The sequence below is a fragment of the Apibacter sp. ESL0432 genome (genome assembly GCF_019469225.1).
Lineage (GTDB): Bacteria > Bacteroidota > Bacteroidia > Flavobacteriales > Weeksellaceae > Apibacter.
Genome location: NZ_CP048266.1, coordinates 614,142 through 638,118, shown reverse-complemented (window position 1 = coordinate 638,118; position 23,977 = coordinate 614,142). Strand labels below are relative to the sequence as shown.

Here is a 23,977-nt window from a genome sequence, read left to right as displayed (position 1 = left end):
AATAAATCGGCTTTACTATCAAAATGTTAAGTTAAATTATTATGGAATTATCTGAATCTTTGATATCATAATCTCCAATCTTCTCCCTTCGCAATTTAGTCAAATACCCTCCAACTCCTAAGCTTTGTCCAAAATCATGAGCTAATGAACGGATATAGGTCCCTTTACTGCAATGGACTAAAAATTCCACATAAGGCAGATTAATGTTAGTGATTTTAAAATCGTAAATGGAAATTTCACGAGAGGGAACTTCAATAGCTATTCCTTTCCTTGCAAATTCATACAATCTTTTCCCATCTTTTTTTAAAGCAGAAAATACAGGAGGATTTTGACTAATGGATTCCCCTATGAAATCCTGTACTGCCTCTTCAATATCTTTAATTTGTAAATGATTGTATTCTTTAGGGTTACATTCCTCTGTTTCTAAATCATAGGAAGGAGTCTCCACTCCTAATTTAATTTCTCCGGAATAGATCTTGGATGCATCTTGAATTTGTTGTATTTGTTTGGTTGCTTTACCAACGCATACAATTAATAAACCGGTTGCTTTGGGATCTAATGTTCCCGCATGACCTACTTTGATTTTCTTTAAATTAAATTGCTTTTTTATTTTCCATTTAATTTTATTTACTATATCAAATGAAGTCCAATCTAACGGCTTATCTATTAAAAATATTTTACCTTCCAGTAATTCGTCTAAATCCATTCATTCCTAAATTTAAAAGCAAATATAAACAACTAATATTTTAAGTCCATTTTTGAATATTGAAAAATATCGTAATTTTGCAAAAAGCAAATCAACCTTGTTGCTTCTATTTTTTATAGAAGAGGAAAGTCCGGACACCAAAGGATATCACAGCGGGTAATGCCCGTCCATCGTAAGATGAGGACCAGTGCAACAGAAAGGAAGTACAGTTCGGCTGTAGTGAAATCAGGTAAACTCTGTGAGGTGCAATGCTATGTATACCGGATTTATAAGGGCTATCCGTCCGATGCCGGGGGGTAAGCAGATTGAAATAAGGAGTAATTCTTATTCTAGATAAATAACAAGGCTTTTCAGTAATGAAAATGACAAAATCCGGCTTATTGATTTGCTTTTTTTATTTGTATATATATATATAAAATAAGCATGGATTTTATCCTATCCATTCATTAACATGTTCTCCTAATCCCATACTTATAGCCTTTGCTGATATGGTAAATGTTTCTGTAATCGAGGATCTACCTAATCCTAAGGAATCAAATTTTTCTTTATATTTTACTACATAACCGTCTGTAAAATTTAATTCTTTTAAGGGAGTGTTAGAATCCTTTTTTGTAAAGACTACTTTGCCATTTTTCTTTTCATAGCTATTAGTCATCCATTCAAAAAAACGAGTTTCATTAGTTGATCTTAGAGTTATCTCAATTCTTCCTCCTCTAATTTGTGCTGATGGTCGCCCGGTTGGATCTGTTTCTTGCGCTAATGAATAATTTACATTGATAATATTATATTTTCTTCCGGCTACCTCTAATCGTGCTCTAAATGACATAATAATAATGATTTTTAGTGAATTTTTCAAATTTTACAAATTTACGTATTTGAAAGTAGATAGTATTTTTACATTAGTTAAATGCTTGTTAAAAATAAATAGCCCTATTTTGATAAACTTTATCTCTATATAATAAAAATAAACAAAATTAATTCTCATACTGTTCTATATTTTAGCAACTATTTATAACTATAAAAAAAAGAGATATTATAAATATCTCTTTTTTTTATAATTTAAATTTTTCCTAATTATTTCTCAATTAAAACATTTCCTGTCATTTCTGAAGGAATCGGTAAGCCCATTAATGTTAGAATAGTAGGTGCTATATCTCCCAGTTTACCTTGTTTTAAATTGTATTTTTGATTATCAACTACAATTAAAGGTACTAAATTAGTAGTATGTTGAGTATTTGGTGAGCCGTCTTCGTTCTTCATTTTGTCAGAATTTCCGTGATCTGCAATAATCAGAGTTGTATATCCGTTTTCTAACGCTGCTTTACAAATATCTCCGGCACATTCATCTACTACTTCTGCTGCTTTAACTGCTGCTTCAAATACTCCGGTATGACCTACCATATCCGCATTGGCAAAATTGAGACATACAAAATTAACTTCTTTTTTTTCTAGTTCGGGAATAATAGCATCTCTTATATCATATGCAGCCATTTGAGGTTTTAAATCATATGTTGGGACATCTTTAGGAGATGGGGCTAAAATTCTTTTTTCATTTTCAAATACTTTTTCTTCTCCTCCTGAAAAAAAGAATGTCACATGTGGATACTTTTCGGTTTCGGCAATTCTGATTTGTTTTAGAGCAGCATTTGCTATCACTTCTCCGATTGTATTTTTAATCGTATCTTCTTTGAATATGACATGAATGTTTTTGAATGTTTCATCATATTCCGTCATAGTAACAAAATATAAATCCAATTTTTTAATTCCAACTTCCGGATGGTCATGTTGAGATAAAACATCAACTATTTCTCTCGGTCTGTCGGTACGGAAATTAAAACAGATCACCACATCTCCTTCTTGTATTTTGGCTACCGGATTGTTATTTTCAGTTACAACGATAGGCATAAGAAACTCATCGGTAATTCCGTCTTCATACGATTGCTGTATAGCTTGTAAAGGATCTTCTGTTTTATTTCCTTCAGCATTTACCATTACATCATATGCTATTTTAACTCTTTCCCAACGTTTGTCTCTATCCATAGCATAGTATCTGCCTACAATAGAAGCTAATTTTGCATTGTTATCTTTGCAAAATTCGATCGTATCTTTTATAAAACCTTTACCACTTTGCGGATCGCAATCTCTCCCATCGGTAAAAGCGTGTACAAAAACATTAGGTACATTCGAAGAGTTTGCCGCTTCTACTAATGCTTTTAAATGGCTTATATGTGAGTGAACACCTCCGTTGGATACTAATCCGATGAAGTGTACCGGTTTATTATTTTGTTTAGCGTACTCAAATGCTTTTTTTAATTCTTCTTCATTTCCTAAGGTTCCGTTTTCTACGGCTAAATTAATCTTCGTCAAATTTTGATAAACCACTCTTCCTGCACCTAAATTCATATGCCCAACTTCTGAATTTCCCATTTGACCTTTAGGTAATCCAACATCCAATCCATAAGTTACTAAAGTGGTATTGGAATATTTTTGAAAACAGCTGTCCATAAAAGGTGTATGAGCATGGTCAATAGCAGATACACTTTTATCTGTGGCTATTCCCCATCCATCCAGAATCATTAAGATTACTTTTTTATTCATAATTTATTATTTTTTGTAAAATTAATCTATTTTTATGCGTATTTTTAATTTTAAAGTTACTGAATTTTTATGATTTTTGTTGAATATATATCGATAATCCATTCTTTTTTCTAATAAAAAAAGACTTGGTAATCAAGTCTTTTATATATTTAATAATTCATGATCTAGCGTTTATTCAACGGTAACAGATTTTGCTAAATTTCTAGGCTGATCTACATTAACCCCTCGTAATACAGCTATGTAATACGCTAACAATTGTAAAGGGATAACGGATAATAGCGGTGTAAAGCATTCTGAAACATCAGGAATTTCAATGGATTCGGTTACCATATCTTTAACTACGCTATCGCCTTGGGTAACTATTGCAATTACTTTTCCTTTTCTTGAATTAATTTCCTGTATATTACTTACAATCTTTTCATAATATCCTTTTTTAGGTGCAATGACAACAACCGGCATATTTTCATCAATTAAAGCTATAGGCCCGTGTTTCATTTCTGCTGCCGGATATCCTTCTGCATGGATATAGGATATTTCTTTTAATTTTAAAGCACCTTCTAAGGCGATAGGATAATTATAACCTCTACCTAAATATAAGAAGTTTCCTGCTCCAACGTATTGCTCTGCAATCTTTTTAATTTGATTTTCTGTATTTTTGATAACTTCTGCTACCCTTTCCGGTATAGTTTCCAACTCTATGATTAGACTGTTGAATCGCTCTTTACTTATGGTACCTTTGTGTTTAGCTAATTTAAGTGCTATCATTGCCAATAGGGCAAGTTGAGCAGTAAATGCTTTGGTGGAAGCAACACCAATTTCCGGACCTGCATGAGTATAAGAACCGGCATCAGTTAAACGTGCTATTGAAGAGTCGATAACATTACAAATACCGTAGATGAATGCCCCTTTTTCTTTTGCTAATTTTAATGCAGCAATTGAATCTGCTGTTTCTCCTGATTGAGATATTGCAATAACGATATCTTTATCTGTTATTATCGGATTTCTGTATCTAAACTCAGAGGCATATTCTACTTCAACCGGTATTCTGGCTAAATCTTCAATAAGATATTCTCCAACCAAACCGGCATGCCAAGAAGTTCCACATGAAATAATTATTATTCTTTCAGCATTTAAAAATTTTTCTTGATAATCCCATATTCCCGCCATTTGAATTATGTCTTCATCTACTAATAGCCTTCCACGCATGGTATCCATAATAGATCGGGGTTGTTCGTGGATTTCTTTTAGCATGAAATGTTCATAACCTCCTTTTTCAATCTTCTCTAAACTTGTTTTTAGTTCATGAATTTGGGGATTTACTTTAGAATTATCTTTTATTTTATATACATCTACTCCTTTTAGAGTTATGGTCGCCATTTCTCCGTCTTCAAGATAAACAACCTCATTGGTAAACTCAATGAAAGGAGAGGCATCTGAAGCTATGAAATATTCATTTTCACCTATTCCTATTGCTAAAGGACTACTTAATCTTGCTACTACGATTTCTTGTGGTTTATCTACTTCCATAACTGCTATGGAATAAGCACCTACAACTTCATTTAAAGCATATCTGACAGCTGTTGATAAATCTACGTTTTGTGTCTCTTGCATATACTGTATCAAGTTCACTAATACTTCTGTATCGGTTTCACTTTTAAATGTATATCCTTTAGAGGTAAGCATTATTTTTAAAGTTCCATAATTCTCAATAATACCGTTGTGAATAATTGCTAATTTACCGTTATTTGATATATGAGGGTGTGCATTTATATCACTGGGAACTCCATGGGTAGCCCATCTTGTATGGCCTATTCCTACGGTTGCTTCTGAGTTTAAATCTTTACATTTAGCTATTAAATCGGATACTGAACCTTTTGTTTTTCTTAATTCAAAGGCTCCGTTTTCATTTAAAACTATGCCCGCACTATCATAACCTCTATATTCTAACCTTTTTAAACCGTTTAATATGATGGGTAAGGCTTTTTTATTTCCAATATATCCAGTTATTCCACACATAATTTAATGTTTTTATATTTTTCTATATTAAATATATATTTAATTTTTAGTATAAAGTATTTCTAATCTTAACTTTTTATCTTCTGAATTTTTATTACCATAAAAAGTTAATCGGAAAGGTTCATAAGCTCTTGTCGTCTTTGAATATCCTAAATATTCATTACTGTTGGTAGAACGGGTTATAAAATTACCCATTTCTACAAGTATTTCATCATTAGGTTTATTTTTTTCTACAATATCTTTGATTTGTTTGGTAACGTTCAGTGTATAATATTGGGGATTAGTTTCAAAATCGTACTTTGGATTAAAGAAATAACCCGCTAAACCGGAATAAAAAGTTAAATCAGGCAAAAACTTCTTTTGTGTATAATTATATCCGTATATATAATCAGGTTTTGACTGTACGTTTTCTGTAAGATAAAATTTCAATTTTGCTCCCGTAATAGCCCAATTGTGATTTTGTACCGAATCTTTTATTGCTTCTAATTGTGAATCATCTAATTTAAGATGAATGGAAGGCCCTCCCATACCTTGTAAAAATAAAATGGATTCACCTGACAGCTTATCCGGATTCTGCATTTGCTGCTTAAATTGGGAACTGGCAGTATTACGATTATAAAAGTTATATTCTCCTACCATTGAATTATAGGCCGAATTCATGGTAAATGAATAAGTTGCAGGTGTATAATTATCTGATGATTGATCTTTATATCTATAATAAGCAATTAAGGTCATTTTGCTTATCGGGAAATTGAACATGAATTTAGAATTTTCATCGACCGGTTGTATTTTAATTCCTTTAAAATACTGAATAAATCGTGAATTATCACTAATATCTGCGCTTCCTTTTTTACTGAAAAAATATTGGTAGAAATAATCGGGATCTAATTTTATTCTATATCCGGCAGCAGTAGGTTCTGAAATAACTTTTCCATCACTTGTTTTTACCGATATACTGGTCAGTGAATCCCCTAATAGTGCAGTTCCTAATTTATCGCCAACATCAACTGTTTTATTGGAATAAAACTTAGAAGAGGTTGATTCCAAAAATGTATTAATCCTATTTACATTAACTTCCATGGAATTACCTGCTTTACCTAAATAGGAAGCTAATGTATATTTTTTAACGTATTTTATAGTATCGACACCACTGGTACTTCCGGGATTTAAAATGATTTTCTTTTCTTTGTAAGAAGAGGAATTGAACGCCGGATTGAGGCTTAACACAACAGAATCGACTTGCTGGATAGTCCCTTTGATTTCATCGGCTGTACTTAGTCTTACTTGAATATTAAAAGAGGCTTTTGATTTCCCAAAAGTATTATCTTCATAAATACCGATCAATCCACTTCCTAGAGTGTTATAATCTGCTCGAATAGTATCGTTGTTAGAAATATTATACGCAACCAGATCAACAAATGTTTTATTTCCTTCTAATTTATCAGGTATTAGATTAGCTCCAATATCTGTTGTATCGTTTTCACAACTTAATAAAAAAAAGGTTGGAAGTAAAGTTAGAGCTAATAACTTTACTTGAGACTTAAATATTTTCATAGTTGTTTTACTCTTGGATCTTTATTTCGCTGGTGACGTGATAAATTTCTTTGACATCCTCATTTTGAATAAAATCAAATTTAGGATTGCTTGATTGTTTAAACATGTCTTCCAATTCGTCAATTAAAACTTCTTCGCCTTTTACAATAGTGTCGGATCCTTTCATGGCTTCTTTGATAATACTTACGTATTTGTTATCAGTTAAGTAATTTAATTTACTTGTATCTATATTATCAAATTCCAAAATATCTTTAAGATTATTGCTGAAAATCCCGTTACTTCCTTGGTTATAAACCGATGTGATCACTTTTATATCACTGAAGAATGCATCATTAGCATAATTAGTTTTCAAATAAATTGGTAAAAAGCTGGCCATCCATCCATGTAAATGAATGATATCGGGTATCCAATTTAATTTTTTTATTGTTTCTAAAACACCTTTGGTAAAGAAAACAGCCCTTTCATCATTATCTTCAAACCATTCATTTGCTTCATCTTTATAGGGAGATTTTCTTTTGAAATATTCATGATTTTCAATGAAATAAACTTGCATCCTTTCTCCCGGAAGAGAAGCAACTTTAATAACCAATGGCTGATCTAGGTCATTTATAATCAAATTCATACCTGATAGCCTGATTACCTCGTGAAGCTGAAATCTTCTTTCATTTATTTGCCCGAATCTAGGCATAAAGATTCTAACATCATTTCCTTGTGCAAACATTTGTTTGGCTAAATTGTAAACTCCTGATGAAATCGGATTTTCGTCAAAGTATGGTACTAATTCTGAAGTAACGTGAAGTATTCTTTTTGAACTCATTATAAATTGAAGGCTGATTATAATTTAACAAAGTTACAAAAAATTAATCAAACTGTAGTAAGTTTGCATTTTAAACCATGACATTCGTCATTTAAATCTAAAGTATGTTATTATTAAAAACCAGAAATGAATTATTTGATTTCATTCAATATATCCACGCTAAAAAATTGACTTTAGGATTTGTTCCTACTATGGGTGCACTTCACGAAGGCCACCTTTCTCTTTTTAAAAAAGCTATTGAAGATAATCAATATACTATAGGCAGCATTTTTGTAAATCCTACGCAATTTAATAATCAAGCGGACTTGATTAAATACCCTCGCACGGAAGAAGCAGACATTGCAAAATTGGAAAGTGTCGGTTGCGACGCATTATATTTACCAAGCGTTGAAGATTTATACCCAAATGGGTTGGAATGTGAATCAATAGATATGAACGGATTGGATGTTGTTATGGAAGGAGCTTTTCGCCCGGGTCATTTCCAAGGTATGGCAACGGTTGTAAAGCGTTTGTTATTACAAGTTCAGCCTACCAAAGCCTATTTTGGTGAAAAGGATTTTCAACAGTTACAAATTATCCGCCAAATGGTCAAAACTTTACAATTGCCTGTCGAGATTTTAGGAATGCCAATCATTCGTGAATCCAACGGTTTAGCTATGAGTTCGCGTAATATGAGGCTTACTGAGGAATTTAAGAAAAAATCATTATTTATATATCAATCATTACTTAAAGCTAAAGAATTATCATCCCATTATGCTCCTGAAAATGTGATTTGCAAAATTGAAAAATTGTATCTCAATTCAGATTTAAAATTGGAATATTTTACTATAACTGAAGAAGAATCACTACAAACGGCTCAGTCTTTTGACCCCTCTAAACACTATAGGGCTTTTATAGCAGTCCATGCCGGAGACATCCGTTTGATTGATAACATTCAAATAAGATAAAGAGTAAAATAAATTATATCATTACAAACCATTAAAAAACTACTACATTATTTATTTATAAATTATAAATACTTTATCTTTATTTAAATAATATTGTATCTTATAATCTTAACTAATTATTTAAATTATAATATATTAATTATAAATTCATTAAATTTATGTTTAATTATTACAATTTTTTAACTATTTATATTTTATATATTTTTAAATTTTTTGATTTTGGAGATTATACGATTAATTATAATTTTGGTCTGAATAATACATTGAATTCATGAATAAAAAATTAAAAAATACCCTTACGGTTTGTATATCTGTTATAATTGCCGGTGGACTAATGTATTTAGTTTCTAAAAGCTTAGGTGGTGATTTTATAGAAAAAACCATATCAACCGCAAAAAAAGCAAACTATTTTTGGATAAGCATGGCTGCTATCTTCGGTTTAGGGGCTTATTGGATCAGAGCTGTCCGATGGAATTTACTTTTAGAACCCATGGGCTATAAAATTAAAAATTCAAATGCTTTATGGGCTCTTTCATTTGGGTATTTTTTAAACTTAGGAATTCCAAGAATGGGAGAAATAGGAAGAGCAACTGCTTTACAAACCGTAGAAAAAGTACCTTTTACCAATTCATTTGGGACTATCGTTACTGAAAGAATTATCGACTTATTTTTTATGTTATTTTTTATTCTTTTAGCTTTAGTTTTTAATTATTCAACATTACTGTCTTTTTTTGAATTACTAAGTAAGAATAAAACGAATAATCCTGATGAAAAAAATTACACACTTTATATTTCTATACTTGTCGTAATTTTATTATGCTGTATTCTAATGTATTTATTCAGAAAAAAATTGCTTCAATTATCAATTATTAAAAAAATAGTATTTTTCATAAAAGGAATTATTGACGGTTTAGTTTCAGTTTTTAAATTAAAACAAAGAGTGAAGTTTATTTTATTGTCCTTCGGAATATGGATATGTTATTTTTTTGCTTCTTATCTTGTAGTTTTTGCCTTGCCAGAAACTTCTTCTCTTCCTATCCAAACAGGCTTTTATATTTTAGCCGTAGGAACTTTAGGCATGTTAGTACCTGCCTCGGGAGGCATAGGTGCTTTTCACCTTGCAATGATGATCGGGTTTTCAGCTTTATATTTACAATCCGGAAAATCTCTAGATGAAGGTAAAGATATTGGCTATTCTTATGCAATACTTGCTCACAGTTTACAAATGTTGTTAATGATTATAATGGGAATCATTTCAATAATTATGCTCACAAGGAATAAAGAAAAAACAATAATTTAAAATTAAAAAAGTGATAAACTTTTTAATTATAACAAATTAGTTATATTTTATAAAAAATAAAAAAGCTGTTCGTTTTGAACAGCTTTTATTTTGATTTATATAGAATACTATAGATTCTAAATTAATTTCGAAAACTTTATGAGTATTAGTTTTCTGATTCGTCATCTGCAGAAGCAGCCTTAACATTTCTAGATGTTTTCACAGCTGCAATTACAGTATTAGCCGGATGCAATATTTGGTAATCTTTTAAATCAACTTTAGATACTTCAAATTTATTACCAACATCTAGAGAAGTTACATCTATAACAATCTCATCCGGTAAATTTGCTGGAAGGGCTTTAACTCTAAGTTTTCTTAAGTTAACACGTAATACACCTCCTCTAACAACTCCTTTTGCTCTACCGGTTATTACCACAGGTACTTCCATAGTAACATATTTTTCCGGATTTATTTGATAAAAATCAGCATGGATTATCTTATCTGTTACCGGATGAAATTGTAGATCTTGCAAAATAGCATCTATTTTTTCTCCATCTATTTCCAAAGTAACTGTGTGTGCTTCAGGAGTATAAACTAAATCAGTAAAGCTTCTTTCTTTAGTAGAAAAATGGATTACATTTTTTTCTCCATAAACAACACAAGGAACTTTTTCAGCATTACGTAAGGCTTTTGAAGAATTTTTACCTACGCTTTCTCTTTTTTCTCCTTGAATTGTAATTGATTTCATATAATATTTACATTATAAATTTTTTACTTATTGATTCTCTGTTATGTACCAAGTTCATCACTTCTCCAAACAAAGGGGCGCAAGATAACACTTTTATTTTACTTACCAAAGTATTTTTTAAAGGAATTGAATCAGTTACAATCACTTCCTCCAATTTAGAATCGTTGATTCTATCATAAGCAGCACCTGAAAAAATAGCATGTGTTGCCATGGCTCGTACACTGGTTGCTCCTGCATCCATTAATATATCAGCCGCTTTAGTTAAAGTCCCTGCAGTATCAATCATATCATCTACTAAAATCACATTCCTTCCTCTAACATCACCGATTAAAGTCATAAAATCGACATTATTGGCTTTTTTTCTTTCCTTATAACAAATAACCACATCAGCATCTAAATATCCCGCATAGGTTCTTGCTCTTTTTGCTCCTCCCATATCCGGAGATGCAATGGTTAAGTTGTCTAGATTTAGTGATTTTACATAATTAATAAATATTGCAGACGCAAATAGATGATCAACCGGAATTTCGAAAAATCCTTGAATTTGATCAGCATGTAAATCCATAGTCATAACACGCGTTGCACCGGCAGCAGTCAATAAATTGGCTACTAATTTTGCTCCTATCGGAACACGAGGTTTATCTTTTCTATCTTGACGCGCTAAACCAAAATAGGGAATTACAGCTGTTATCTTATCTGCAGATGCTCTTTTGGCTGCATCTATCATTAACAACATTTCCATCAAATTATCTGCCGGTGGAAATGTTGACCCTATAATAAAGACTCTGGAACCTCTTACCGATTCTTCTAAACAGGGTTGGTATTCACCATCACTAAAATCAAAGAAACTCATTTTCCCTAGGGGCATTCCATAACTTTGTGATATTTTTTCTGCTAAAGAAACACTTTCTCTAGTCGAGAAAATATGGACTGGTTGAATCATTTATATGTGTTAAAAATATTTTCTGAAAACGAGTACTGCAAATTTATGATTTTTTTAATCATACCATAATAAAACTGAACAAAATTTGTTCAGTTTTATTAAATATTTACTTTATCTTTAAGGAAACTTAACTGCTTGATATAGATTAGGATTAACGGAAGGAAGATTCGATTTAAATTTAAAGTTTATACTTTTAATAAATTCATTAGCTATAATTGCATACCCTCTTCCGGTTGGATGTATACCATCTAATGAAAAAAATCCTCCTGTTATAAATTCATTGGTATAACTTACTCCGTTGTAAAGAATACCATCTTTTGTTTTTAAATTTTTAATTAGTGAATTTGTATCTGTGATTGCCAGATTATACTGTTTTGCTACAGTTTCAATGCTCTCATTAAATGCTTGAGTTGCATCTTTGATGGTTAGAATCTCCTTATCGGTCAAAACATATTGATCCTCTATAGGTTTTGAAGTTCCTCCTCCCGTTTTTAAAATGGAAGATACCGACAATAGAAATAAATCTTTTGATGTAGACATCCTTATAGAAGGAAGTCCCATCGCATCTAAATTTGTTAAATTCTTATCTATTATTACTCCTCCATTAGCTTTATCTTCAATAAAAACAATTTTTCTATTTGCGGCTTCTTCCTCTGAAATTAAATTTTTTGCTTTTGCTTGATCCAAACCGGAATTATACTTTTGATAGGAAGCATTTAAATTTTTTATTTGCTGCGGTGTAAATTGATTGGCTTTAAAAGGTAAGGACGAAACTTTATTGAAAAAAGGAAAATCGGTAACTTCCGGAATTGTAGCTACCACTCCTTTTACCGAATTTGAGGTAAGTGTTTGTACCAATGTACTATAAGCATTCTGAAAAGTTGAAATATCTGTAATCACAGCCGATCCATCTCCTCCGGAAGTGGCATAGCTTAAAATATCATTAATTCCAATCCATAAAGAAAAAAAGGTAGGATTTTGTTCCATTACATCTTCTACCACCGTTGCATTGGGCTTAGAAGCAAATCGTACAAAATAAGGATTGGATTTTTTGGAAGCTAAATGAGTCGGATTTCCATATCCCGCTGTAAGCAAATCAAATGATTTAGCTCCCGGTATACCCATATTTTGATATCCATCTTTTGAATATATATTTGCCAGTGTAGTTGTTCCTACACCCTTACTGGTAACCGGAGCAAGAGAACCTTCGGCTACAACCAATATTTTTTTATTATCCACTTTCGCACTCGGAATTCCTCCTAATTCATCTGCCATAAAAGGAATATTAAATTTTTGGCAGCCTGAACGCTTCATTTGCTCGGCAATCATTAACGGAAAGGATTCCTTTTGTCCTGATATATACAGTGCATTATCTCTAAAACCTGCAGTAAACGAATCTCCTAAGGCTATATATTTAGAAAAATTTGCATCTCCCGAACTAAATACCGTATGTATATCTTCATTAAAGTCATTATTGCATGAAAGGAAAAAAATAAACATTCCTAACCAAAGCATTAGTATATTCTTACTCATTTCTAATATTTTAAAAAGGATTCCAAGCTAATCCCAGCCCGAACATAAAGCTATGCATCTTGACATCTCCTTTGAAATTATAAAATTTATTTACTACTTTTCTTGAATTACCAACATAATACATCCCTGTCATATCAAGCATTAATTTATCTTTTAAGAATTTATAACCAATACCTCCGGTTATGGCATTATTATCTGTACTTGGCATTTCCGGACTCCAATAGTCTTTACTGATAGGTGAAGGATCGTAGTAGTATCCTAAACGAACATCCAACTTATCAGATACGGAATATTCTGAACCCACTCTAAATGTATGAGTGTTATGTAAATTTTTAGGCGATGTGGATATCGTTGGATCGTTGGGATCATTGCCTACCTTATTTTGATTGAAATCAATTGTCAAAGCTTTATATTTATTCCATCCTGAAATATTCAAATCGGTGGAAATCGTCCATTGAGGCAAAAGCCTATAAGTTAATCCCAGCGTGATTTCAGAGGTAAGGGGTAACTTTGCATTAAATCGGTCATTTTCCGTAGGAAATGATTCACTTCCAACTAATGATTTTGGAAGGTAAAACCGGGCTTTTCCATTGACCGCATGAATATCGATATTAGAACGATAGGCTATACTGAGATCCAAATCTTTAATCGGTCTGATATACATACCTACATTATACCCATTACCGGTTGCATTTTTATCAACAAGTTTCATTCTTCCGTCTATTGATGATATAGCTTTTTGCAGATTAACGCTTCCTAATGCATATATATATCCTGCACCCACGCTAAACCAATCATTTAGACGATAGGCTACAGTTGGTTGAAAGAAATACGACCGAATAGTAATTTTAGTAATTAAATCTTTACCTTCCCAATTTTGTCCCCAATCGACGCTGCTGCCGAAAGGAGTAGTAAAGCTAAATGCAACGGATAGTTTATCAGTGGCTTTATAGGCTATATTAAACAGAGAAGGCGTACTTACCGGATTATCTGTTTTTGTTTTATATAAAGTAGGCTTATTTTGAAAATCAGCATTTCCCATTATTATGAAAGTTCCCGCTGCAATGCTTAATTTTGAGGGTATAAATGATATACCTGCCGGATTGAAGAAAGCAACGCTTGCATCTCTGGCATGAGCACTGGTATGTGCCATAGCTGCTTGTCTAGCTCCTTGAAGTGATACCCTAAACCCTCCTCCTTGCATTATAATAGATGTCATAATAAAGAACATAAATACTGCTTTTCTCATCATTATAAATGTCATAGTGTAGCAAAACTATAGGATTTTTAAGAAATTAATAAATTTCTATTTCTTTAATTTTTAATTTGATAATATACCTTAAGTTTTAGTGGTAGTTTTATATTAAGAATCTTTTGGTATCTAGTCTATTAAATAATTTTTGATTTTATTTAGATTAAATACAAATAATTCATATATTTGCTAGAGAATATTAAAAAAGGTGTTTAGTTATAAAATCATGCTTACCCATAAATCCCTTTCATTTTTAAAACCAGCACAACAAGCAAAAGTTATAGGATTTTCTGAAGAAGATATACCCACTAAGATTTTAGAAATGGGAATAGTTCCCGGTGTTTTTGTTAAATTAAAACGTCAGGCTCCTTGGAACGGTCCTCTTTTTATTGAATACGGTAAGGAGAAAAGCACGGTTATGCTGCGTAAGGAAGAAGCAGATTGTATATTGATAGAAATGCAATAGAAAAACAATGAGTATTAAAACTATTGCTCTCATAGGAAATCCAAATGCCGGAAAAACAACACTTTTTAATCAACTAAGCGGATTACATCAAAAAACCGGAAATTATCCGGGTATTACCGTTGAAAAAAAAGAAGGTAAGCTTACTTATAAAGATACTGACTATAGGCTAATTGACCTTCCCGGGGTATACAGTCTTTGTCCTTCTTCTGCTGATGAAGAGGTGGTATTAACAATTCTTGCCAATCCTGATAATCCTTACTATCCTGATATTATTATAGTAGTGGCCGATGTTCATAATATGAAAAGAAGTTTATTTCTGTATGAACAAATCAAAGATTTAAAAATTCCTACTATTTTAGTTATTAATCAAATTGACAATATTGAAAAAGAAGGAATTCTAATTCGAGACAAAAATTTAGCCGATTATTTCTCTACTCCTGTTGTGCTTGTTAGTTCCAGGAAAGGTAAAGGTATTGATGAATTAAAAGAAATTATATATAATGGTTTTGTCAATGAATCGTTCGAAACTTTTCAATATCCTAAAGAATTTGAAAAACCGGTAAGAGAATTATCCAATAAATTTGAAATTGATGACTACCTCGCTTGGCTTTTCTTGGCTCAAACAAAAACGAACAACATCCCGAGTGCGTATCGTGAAAATGTATCGGAAATTATAAATAAGTATAAGTTGATTCCTAAAAGGCTTCAACTTAAAGAAACTATTTTAAGGCATCGCCAAATTGACGATCTTGTAGAAAAAGTGGTCTATAAAGATCCAAACTATCAGACTTTCACGAACAAATTCGATAAAATTGCAACGCATCATTTTTGGGGATATTTTTTATTTTTTTCAATCTTATTTTTAATTTTTCAAGCCTTATTTTTTTTGTCAGGCTATCCTCAAGATTGGATTGAAACTCTATTTGCTAATACTAGTGAACTTCTCGAAGCCTATTTACCGAACGGACCACTATCGGAGCTCATTACGCAAGGTATAATTCCCGGTATCAGTGGAGTTGCTGTATTTGTCCCTCAAATTGCAATTTTATTTTTCTTTCTGTTGATTATGGAAGAAAGCGGTTATATGGCTAGAGTTGTATTTTTGATGGATCGTTGGTTCCGACCTGTTGGACTGAACGGAAAAAGTGTTGTTCCTTTATTATCCGGTGCCGCTTGTGCTATTCCTGCAATAATGTCGGCACGAAATATTGAAAATACAAAGGAACGATTAATTACAATTTTGGTTACACCATTTATAACCTGCTCGGCTCGCCTACCTGTATACTCAATTATCATCGCTTTAGTTATCCCTAAAGGAAATGGAATCATTAATTTACAGGGTATTGTTATGATGATTATGTACTTATTGGGAGTCATAATGGTTTTTATAAGTGCATCCATTGCCAACAAATTAATAAAATCTAACTATAAAAGCTATCTTATTTTGGATATGCCGAATTATAAAGTTCCTTTTTGGAGAAATGTATTTTACGGTTTATTTGAAAAATCATTGAGCTTTATAGCTAATGCCGGTAAAATCATCGTTGCTGTAAGTGTCATACTTTGGGCATTAGGAAAATTTGGAAAGATAGACGAAAATGGTAAAACAAATTATCTGGCAGATGTTCCTTTAGAAAATTCTTATTTAGGAAATTTCGGAAAAATAATTGAACCGGTTTTTAAACCTTTAGGGTATGACTGGAAAATTGATATTGGTATTCTTTCTTCATTTGCAGCCAGAGAAGTTTTTGTCGGAACGATTGCTTCCATATACAGTTTGGAAGATGATGGCAGTGAAAATCTTAAATTAAAAGAACTAATGAGAAAGGATATTAACCACAATACGATGAAGCCAACATTTAATTTAGCGACAGGCATTTCCATTTTATTGTTCTATGCTTTTGCCATGCAATGCGTCAGTACCTTGGCTGTTGTTAGAAAAGAAACAAATTCGTGGAGATGGCCGACCATTCAATTATTTTTTATGACGGGCATAGCCTATTTAATAGCTTTACTTGCTTATCAGCTCTTAAAATAAATTTTAAATATTTTTTACGAACTTTCTTCAACTTAATCACTACATAAATTAATTAAATCCAAAATTTAGGATATTTTCTTTTTTTGCTCAGATTGTTGAATAGTAATGCAATAATCACCAACACGATTGCTCCTGATAAAACCGGATTAATTAAAAAGTTCCACTTTACTCCTCCGGTAATAATAATAAGCGGATCTGCTCCTGCCGGCGGATGAGTAGTCTTCGTTATTTGCATAACAAATATAGCTAATCCAACTCCCAGTGATAGGGAATACCATTCATTTTTTAATACCATCGATACAATTAAACCCATAATTGAAGATAAAATATGTCCACCAATAATATTTCTAGGTTGAGACAGTGGACTTTCAGGTACACCAAATGCCAATACACAGGTTGCGCCGAAAGGTGCCATAATAAAAGGAATTGAGGTTGATTTTGTTAATAAGGCTATACACATAATTGCTAAACACCCTCCAATTCCCGATAAAATTGAAAAATTAAAATCAACTTTAAGAGGACTTCGTTCTCTACTTATAAATTTTGATAGATATTTTTTACTATTCATTTCATTAAATTTTTGACGTTATTTTTTGTTTTCTCTATAAGTTTCTGTGTTCTATAAACTTGACTATCGATCATACATGCTTCAAAAAACATATAAATAATGAAGGCGTCATTTTCCTCACCTATTATATCAATAAAAAAATTCTGCAGTTCTGTTTTATGTTTTTGTATCACACTTAAAATGCGAACATTATCCGGTTGTATTTCTGATAGCATGTTCAGAAAGCAACAACCACGAAAATTTTCTTTTTCATTCATTTGTTCTAAATAATCAAAAGCTGATAGTACTTTTTCTTTCGGGGTTGTTTTTTCTTCAGTAAAACGTTTTAATCCTTCAAACCAGGTTTTATGACGCACTTCTAAATATTCAAGAGCTAAATTTTCTTTTGATTTAAAATGTTGATAAAAACTGGCTTTTGCAACCTTGGCTTTTTCAATGATTTCATTGATTCCTGTAGCATTGTATCCTTGCTGATGAAATAATTTTGATGCTACGTATACTATTCTTTCTCTGGGGGGCTTATTTTTTAATTCCATTTAACAAAGATAAAATAAATTTTCAGATATAGACATACTTGTCTGTATATTTTTATTAAATACATTAATACCAACAAAGTTTACTCACGTTTATAAAATATATAAACCAGCATAATGATAACGCATGTAGTTACTCCGCTTTATTACTCTTATACAAAACAGATATGTAATTCAATAAATTAATTATAATTATTAATTCATCAAGCAATATCTATATACAAGCTCAAATATTTATATTAATTAGAAATTGTGCTATAATTCTACTATTAAAACAGCATTAATATGATTTATAATAAAAACCATTAGCATAAAATATTATATTTTGTAAATTAGCGCATATTTAATAATTTAAGATGATATTTAAAAAAATTAACTCTGTAAAAAATGCTCACAAGTCTCCTCTGCTCATTAAAGGATTATATGATTATTGTACTACTTTAAATCCTGATAATGAAATTATTTACAAAGATATTTCCAGATATAATTATCGAGAATTCAAAAAACGAGTTCAACGATATGCCAATATGTTAAGAAATCTTGGGATAGACGGAGGCGAAACCATTGCCGTAATGGATTATGACAGTCATCGATATCTCGAATCTTATTTTGCTATTCCTATGACCGGAAATGTTCTTCATATGATTAATTGGAGATTGTCTCCTGAGCAAATTCATTATACTATTAATCATGCTGAAGATTTAGTTATCATTGCTCACGCAGATTTTCTTCCTATTTTGGAAAAATTTGCAGGAGATATGCCCTCTTTAAAATATTTAATCATTTGTAAAGATGATGATACTATAATAACTTCTGAAAATTTAAGTATTACCGGAGAATACGAACAATTGATGGCTGAAGCTTCTGATTCATATGAATTCGAAGAGTTTGATGAAGATGCAGTTGCCACAACATTTTATACTACAGGTACAACGGGCAATCCTAAAGGCGTATATTTTACCCATAGACAATTGGTGCTTCATACCTACAATACGGCAGCCAGTTTTGGATTTTCCGGTTCAATTGCATGTCGTTTAAATTCCAATGATGTGTATTTACCGTTAACACCGATGTTTCATGTTCATGCATGGGGATTTCCTTATCTTGCAACCACCTTTTCATTAAAGCAAATATATCCCGGAAAATTTAATTTAACCGGATTTATTGATATTTTCACAAAAGAAAAACCAACATTCTCTCATTGTGTACCTACTATTTTGCAAATGATTTTAGAGAGCAATGAAACTAAAGATATTGATTTTAACGGATGGAAAGTTATTATTGGTGGAGCTTCTTTAACCAAAAAGTTAGCAAAAAATGCTCTTGAAAAAAATATTGATATTATGTCAGGATACGGGATGTCCGAAACTTGTCCAATTATAACGTTAACTCACATAGATCCTAAATATAAAAATTTAGATATAGATGAACAATCTGAAATGAGAATCAGAACCGGAACTCCTGTTCTTTTTACAACCGTAAAAATTATCAATGAACAAGGAAACCATATCCAAAATAATGATGTAGAACAAGGGGAAATCATTATTCGAGCGCCCTGGCTAACTCAAGGTTATTTTAAAGACGAAGAAAGAGGAAACGAATTATGGAGTGAACAATATTTACATACAGGAGACGTAGCTACCATAAATTCAAATAATTCTATAAATATTACAGATAGAATAAAAGATATTATCAAAAGTGGAGGTGAGTGGATTTCTTCTGTTCAATTAGAAAATATTATTACCGGACATGAATCTGTGGCTGAAACCGCCGTAATTGGAATCCCGGACGAAAAATGGAGTGAAAAGCCTTGTGCATTTATTGTTTTAAAACCGAATATGACGTTAACTCATGATGAATTAAAAGATTATTTAAAACAATATACGGAATCCGGAATATTGAGTAAATGGGCTATACCTCAAAATATAAAATTTGTTTCAGAAATCCCCAAAACCAGTGTGGGAAAATTAAATAAAAAACTAATCAGAAAACAATTTGTAGAAAATTTATAAGAGTTTAAAAATCTATTTTTTTAGTAAAATAAAAAGGTTAATAAATGGTAATTATTAACCTTTTTCATTTTTAGACTTTACTGTTTAAAGATCCTTACCAAACTCTTCGATTAAACATAAGTGTGCCATAAAGATCTTTATTCATTATATTAAACTAAAATTAGGTTAAATATTTGTTTTACTGAGGTAAGTATTGTTATATTTGATACAAATCAATAGTTATCATGCAAAAAATAAAAGTACTTAATCCGGTTGTTGAAATGGACGGAGATGAAATGACAAGAATTATATGGAAGTTCATTAAGGACAAACTCATTCTCCCCTATTTAGATATAGATCTGAAATACTTTGATTTAGGTATTGAAAACAGAGATAAAACTAACGATCAAGTTACTATAGACTCTGCAGAAGCAACTAAAAAATATAATGTTGCCGTAAAATGTGCTACTATTACTCCTGATGAAGCTCGTGTTAAAGAATTTAACTTAAAAAAAATGTGGAAATCGCCTAATGGCACCATTCGTAATATTGTTGGAGGAACAGTTTTTAGAGAACCTATTATTATGAATAACGTTCCGAGATATGTGCAAGGATGGACGCAACCCATTGTAATTGGCCGCCATGCTTTTGGAGACCAATATAAAGCAACGGATGTGGTAACTAAAGGTCCCGGTAAATTAACCATGACCTTCACACCTGAAAACGGTGAACCTCAAACTTGGGAAGTCTTTGATTTTAAAGATGACGGAGTTGCAATGTCCATGTATAACACCGATGAATCTATTGAAGGGTTTGCGCATTCTTCATTTCAAATGGCATTAACTAAAAAATGGCCTTTATATCTGTCCACTAAAAATACCATTTTAAAAGCTTATGACGGAAGATTTAAAGATATCTTTCAGAAAATATATGAAGATCATTATCAATCTAAATTTGAAGAACTGGGAATTACTTATGAACATCGTCTAATTGATGACATGGTAGCTTGTGCCATGAAATGGAACGGAGGCTTTGTATGGGCTTGTAAAAATTATGATGGTGACGTGCAGTCAGACACTGTTGCTCAAGGTTTTGGTTCTTTAGGCTTGATGACTTCTGTTTTGGTTACACCGGATGGCAAAACCGTTGAAGCAGAGGCGGCTCATGGTACTGTTACCCGACATTATAGATTATATCAAGAAGGTAAAGAAACTTCTACCAATCCCATAGCTTCTATCTTTGCATGGACCAGAGGCTTAATGCATCGCGGTAAATTAGATCATACTCCGGATGTTGTCAATTTTGCAGAAACGCTGGAAAAGGTTTGTATTGAAACTGTTGAAGGAGGTAAAATGACCAAAGACCTTGCTTTACTAGTAAAAGGTAAACAAATGACCAGAGAAGATTATCTTAATACTGAAGATTTTCTAGATGCTATTGACAAAGGATTAAAAAATAAATTAGTTAAATAATCAAGTATTTTTAATCTGTCACACAAATATATTTATCTTATTAATCAACTACTTGTGTGACTAAATATTAACACATTTTTCTAATATGAAGAATCTCATATTTTTTTCCTAAGTATTCTTGATTATTTAGAAATAAAATTGTAATTTTGCAACTCAAATTTTTAGAGAAATGAAAAAAGACATTCATCCGGATAACTATAGATTAGTTGTTTTTAAAGATATGAGCAACGACGAGGTATTTTTATGTAAATCTACTGCAGAAACAAAAGATACAATTGAATATGAAGGAGTAGAATATCCTTTAGTTAAGATGGAGATTTCAAGTTCTTCTCACCCTTTTTATACAGGAAAAATTAAATTGGTTGATACTGCAGGTAGAGTTGATAAATTCTTTAACAAATACAAAAATTATAAAAAGTAATATAGTAATACTATTATAAAAATTAAATATACCCATAGTAGTAATACCATGGGTATATTTTTTTATCTTTTTGGCATAAATATTGATGGAAAGAATAGTAATTTAGGTTTCTGCCTTATTAAAACAACATATTATGAATGCTAAAATTTTAATTTTATTAGTAACAATGACCTTTTCTTCTATATTTGGTTATTCTCAAGAAAAATATAAATATAGAGAAGAAATACAATCTACCAATGAAAAAGTACAGAAAGTGGAAGCTTTGATTCAACAAGAATTTGGCTCTGCTTCTTCACCCGGAATTTGGACTTCAAATAATCCTGATTATGGTCTTATGATCAGAACAAAAGGGAATACATTTACCATAAGTGCCTGGCAAATTTCTGATAATACAGATATAAAGGCAAGAATTGAAAAACTTATGTCCAAAGTAAAATCTGAACTGTAAAAAAATTTTATATACCAAACTTTAAAACTTCAGTAATGACTTACTGGAGTTTTTTTAACTTAAAATTTGACCAATGAAATTAGATATATTAGCCATAGGCGCCCATCCTGATGATGTTGAACTAGGGTGTGGAGGAACTCTGGCCAAAATGATTTCTGAAAATAAAAAAGTGGGAATATTAGATCTGTCGGAAGGTGAATTAGGGACAAGGGGAACAGCGATTACCAGAAAAGCCGAAGCCGAAGAAGCCGGTAAAATACTTTCGATTGCTTATCGTGAAAACTTAAAATTCAGAGATGGTTTTTTTAAAAATGATGATACTCATCAAATCGAATTAATTAAAATTATAAGAAAATATAAACCGGATATTGTTTTAGCTAATGCGGTAAATGATAGACATCCAGATCATGGGAAAGCTGCTAAGCTTGTTTATGATGCCTGTTTTCTATCCGGATTATTAAAAATACAAACAAGTTATAATGGGGTTACACAAGATACTTGGAGACCTAAACATATATTCAATTATATTCAATGGAATGAAGAAAAACCGGATTTTATAATTGATATATCTCATTTTTTAGATAAAAAAATAGAAGCTTGTTTGGCCTATAAAACACAGTTTTATGATCCGAATTCATTAGAACCTAATACACCTATTACCTCCATTAATTTTAAAAAAAGTATTATATACAGAGCAGAAAATTTGGGTAGGTTAATAGGCTGTGATGCTGGCGAAGGCTTTACTTCTCAAAAATGGATTGGTCTGAAAGATTTTGAAAATTTTGTTTGATAATATGAAATCTATTCATATATTTGCATTCCCAAAACGGTGGCCATAGCTCAGTTGGTTAGAGCGTCGGATTGTGGTTCCGAAGGTCGTGGGTTCGAGACCCATTGGCCACCCTAAAACCTAAAATTTGCTTATATGAATTTTAGGTTTTTTTTATATTTCTGATTTACATATTATTACAATTTCTATTTTGTTTTTAAATTTAATAAAGAATAAAGTTTTCATAAATTACTTCTTTTTTATTGTTCCAAAAAAATCTGAATTCATAAAATTTCAATATCTAATAAAATTATAAATAAATCAATATTCATAATGTTTATCTATCTTATAAATTCCATTGCCCCCTTTAGTTGAATAATTGTTTCAAAAAATACTTTATTGATTAATAAAAAATATAAATATTATTTTTTATCTTTTATTTTAGTTACTTTTAAATTCTTCTATTAATTTTAATATTTTTATATTATAATTATGAATTAGTTCTGATATAACAGGGCTTTTTTTATTTATTAGAATATTTTTACTCACAAGATCATTTAATAAAAATTTAATTAAATCACAGTGTTCTTTTATTCTCAAAATTTAAACGCCATTTTTTTATCTTTAAAAAATTAAATATTCATATGCTTCAATCTTTTTGGTTTATAATCGAACTTTTTAATTTTAGAAAAACCTTATTAATCAATTGTAAACTAATGTTGTCATAATTATAATTGAATTTAATTTATTTGGTCAATAGGTTTACAATTAAAAATAATCTTACACTATATATATTAAATTTTAATCCTCTTATCTTTCTCAAAAATTAATTATTATATATATTTTTTTTAAACTATAAAGTAATCAATATGATTAAA

At 31.1% G+C, this 23,977-nt stretch carries 21 protein-coding genes, 1 tRNA gene and 1 other RNA gene; 11 read left to right on the top strand and 12 right to left on the bottom strand.

Annotated elements, in window-relative coordinates:
* Window positions 1-31: 31 nt before the first annotated feature.
* Window positions 32-706, bottom strand: coding sequence for a tRNA pseudouridine(55) synthase TruB (gene truB / locus GYM73_RS02660; RefSeq protein WP_220234067.1), 675 nt, complete (start codon window positions 704-706; stop codon window positions 32-34).
* 83 nt (window positions 707-789) lie between these two features.
* On the opposite strand from truB, the gene rnpB reads away from it, so the two are divergent.
* Window positions 790-1,102: RNase P RNA component class A (rnpB, locus tag GYM73_RS02655), an RNA gene on the top strand.
* A 34-nt stretch (window positions 1,103-1,136) separates the two neighbouring features.
* Here the strand turns inward: rnpB and tssD are convergent.
* The 5 genes from tssD to GYM73_RS02630 all read right to left on the bottom strand — a co-directional run bounded on the left by tssD (window position 1,137) and on the right by GYM73_RS02630 (window position 7,691).
* Window positions 1,137-1,532 (bottom strand): type VI secretion system tube protein TssD, encoded by a 396-nt coding sequence (gene tssD, locus GYM73_RS02650; RefSeq protein ID WP_160543050.1) that lies wholly within the window; start codon window positions 1,530-1,532, stop codon window positions 1,137-1,139.
* A 248-nt stretch (window positions 1,533-1,780) separates the two neighbouring features.
* Window positions 1,781-3,304, bottom strand: a complete 1,524-nt coding sequence (gene gpmI / locus GYM73_RS02645) for a 2,3-bisphosphoglycerate-independent phosphoglycerate mutase (RefSeq protein WP_220234066.1) — start codon at window positions 3,302-3,304, stop codon at window positions 1,781-1,783.
* A gap of 171 nt (window positions 3,305-3,475) precedes the next feature.
* The gene (gene glmS / locus GYM73_RS02640) at window positions 3,476-5,320 is read right to left on the bottom strand and encodes a glutamine--fructose-6-phosphate transaminase (isomerizing) (RefSeq protein WP_220234065.1); all 1,845 of its coding nucleotides are present in this window, start codon (window positions 5,318-5,320) and stop codon (window positions 3,476-3,478) included.
* Window positions 5,321-5,359: 39 nt separating this feature from the next.
* Window positions 5,360-6,874 carry a DUF4270 family protein gene (locus GYM73_RS02635; RefSeq protein WP_220234064.1) on the bottom strand — a complete coding sequence of 505 codons (1,515 nt, stop codon included), beginning with the start codon at window positions 6,872-6,874 and terminating at the stop codon, window positions 5,360-5,362.
* A 7-nt stretch (window positions 6,875-6,881) separates the two neighbouring features.
* Window positions 6,882-7,691, bottom strand: coding sequence for a glycogen/starch synthase (locus GYM73_RS02630; RefSeq protein WP_160543046.1), 810 nt, complete (start codon window positions 7,689-7,691; stop codon window positions 6,882-6,884).
* Window positions 7,692-7,795: 104 nt separating this feature from the next.
* Between GYM73_RS02630 and panC the strand changes: the two genes are divergently transcribed.
* The gene (gene panC / locus GYM73_RS02625) at window positions 7,796-8,638 is read left to right on the top strand and encodes a pantoate--beta-alanine ligase (protein WP_220234063.1); all 843 of its coding nucleotides are present in this window, start codon (window positions 7,796-7,798) and stop codon (window positions 8,636-8,638) included.
* Window positions 8,639-8,909: 271 nt separating this feature from the next.
* Entirely contained in the window at window positions 8,910-9,938 is a 1,029-nt protein-coding gene (locus tag GYM73_RS02620) for a lysylphosphatidylglycerol synthase transmembrane domain-containing protein (protein ID WP_220234062.1), read from the top strand.
* Window positions 9,939-10,083: 145 nt separating this feature from the next.
* On the opposite strand, the gene GYM73_RS02615 is transcribed toward GYM73_RS02620, so the two are convergent.
* The 4 genes from GYM73_RS02615 to GYM73_RS02600 all read right to left on the bottom strand — a co-directional run bounded on the left by GYM73_RS02615 (window position 10,084) and on the right by GYM73_RS02600 (window position 14,360).
* On the bottom strand, window positions 10,084-10,665 hold the full coding sequence (locus tag GYM73_RS02615; RefSeq protein ID WP_220234061.1) for a 50S ribosomal protein L25/general stress protein Ctc: 582 nt from the start codon (window positions 10,663-10,665) through the stop codon (window positions 10,084-10,086).
* Between the two features lie 7 nt (window positions 10,666-10,672).
* On the bottom strand, window positions 10,673-11,608 hold the full coding sequence (locus GYM73_RS02610; protein WP_105296944.1) for a ribose-phosphate pyrophosphokinase: 936 nt from the start codon (window positions 11,606-11,608) through the stop codon (window positions 10,673-10,675).
* Between the two features lie 117 nt (window positions 11,609-11,725).
* Entirely contained in the window at window positions 11,726-13,141 is a 1,416-nt protein-coding gene (locus GYM73_RS02605; protein WP_220234060.1) for an SGNH/GDSL hydrolase family protein, read from the bottom strand.
* A 10-nt stretch (window positions 13,142-13,151) separates the two neighbouring features.
* The gene (locus GYM73_RS02600; protein WP_255571006.1) at window positions 13,152-14,360 is read right to left on the bottom strand and encodes an OmpP1/FadL family transporter; all 1,209 of its coding nucleotides are present in this window, start codon (window positions 14,358-14,360) and stop codon (window positions 13,152-13,154) included.
* 259 nt (window positions 14,361-14,619) lie between these two features.
* Between GYM73_RS02600 and GYM73_RS02595 the strand changes: the two genes are divergently transcribed.
* Together GYM73_RS02595 and feoB are read left to right on the top strand one after the other, a co-directional pair.
* Complete coding sequence (locus GYM73_RS02595; protein WP_105296941.1) at window positions 14,620-14,859, top strand: FeoA family protein; 240 nt, start codon at window positions 14,620-14,622, stop codon at window positions 14,857-14,859.
* A 7-nt stretch (window positions 14,860-14,866) separates the two neighbouring features.
* Window positions 14,867-16,897 carry a ferrous iron transport protein B gene (feoB, locus tag GYM73_RS02590; RefSeq protein WP_220234058.1) on the top strand — a complete coding sequence of 677 codons (2,031 nt, stop codon included), beginning with the start codon at window positions 14,867-14,869 and terminating at the stop codon, window positions 16,895-16,897.
* Between the two features lie 52 nt (window positions 16,898-16,949).
* Here feoB and GYM73_RS02585 read toward each other — a convergent pair whose 3' ends face one another.
* Entirely contained in the window at window positions 16,950-17,465 is a 516-nt protein-coding gene (locus GYM73_RS02585) for an HPP family protein (RefSeq protein WP_166005643.1), read from the bottom strand.
* Entirely contained in the window at window positions 17,462-18,001 is a 540-nt protein-coding gene (locus GYM73_RS02580; RefSeq protein WP_220234057.1) for a TetR/AcrR family transcriptional regulator, read from the bottom strand. The genes GYM73_RS02585 and GYM73_RS02580 overlap by 4 nt, the downstream gene beginning before the upstream one ends.
* Before the next feature lie 353 nt (window positions 18,002-18,354).
* Between GYM73_RS02580 and GYM73_RS02575 the strand changes: the two genes are divergently transcribed.
* The 6 genes from GYM73_RS02575 to GYM73_RS02550 all read left to right on the top strand — a co-directional run bounded on the left by GYM73_RS02575 (window position 18,355) and on the right by GYM73_RS02550 (window position 23,233).
* Window positions 18,355-20,010 carry a fatty acid--CoA ligase gene (locus GYM73_RS02575; RefSeq protein ID WP_220234056.1) on the top strand — a complete coding sequence of 552 codons (1,656 nt, stop codon included), beginning with the start codon at window positions 18,355-18,357 and terminating at the stop codon, window positions 20,008-20,010.
* A gap of 224 nt (window positions 20,011-20,234) precedes the next feature.
* Window positions 20,235-21,461 (top strand): isocitrate dehydrogenase (NADP(+)), encoded by a 1,227-nt coding sequence (locus tag GYM73_RS02570; RefSeq protein WP_160543037.1) that lies wholly within the window; start codon window positions 20,235-20,237, stop codon window positions 21,459-21,461.
* 169 nt (window positions 21,462-21,630) lie between these two features.
* Entirely contained in the window at window positions 21,631-21,882 is a 252-nt protein-coding gene (locus tag GYM73_RS02565) for a type B 50S ribosomal protein L31 (protein ID WP_220234055.1), read from the top strand.
* Between the two features lie 133 nt (window positions 21,883-22,015).
* On the top strand, window positions 22,016-22,330 hold the full coding sequence (locus tag GYM73_RS02560) for a hypothetical protein (RefSeq protein WP_160566904.1): 315 nt from the start codon (window positions 22,016-22,018) through the stop codon (window positions 22,328-22,330).
* A gap of 73 nt (window positions 22,331-22,403) precedes the next feature.
* Window positions 22,404-23,120, top strand: a complete 717-nt coding sequence (gene bshB1 / locus GYM73_RS02555; protein WP_220234054.1) for a bacillithiol biosynthesis deacetylase BshB1 — start codon at window positions 22,404-22,406, stop codon at window positions 23,118-23,120.
* Window positions 23,121-23,159: 39 nt separating this feature from the next.
* Window positions 23,160-23,233, top strand: a tRNA-His gene (locus GYM73_RS02550).
* The last annotated feature ends 744 nt before the right edge of the window (window positions 23,234-23,977 follow it).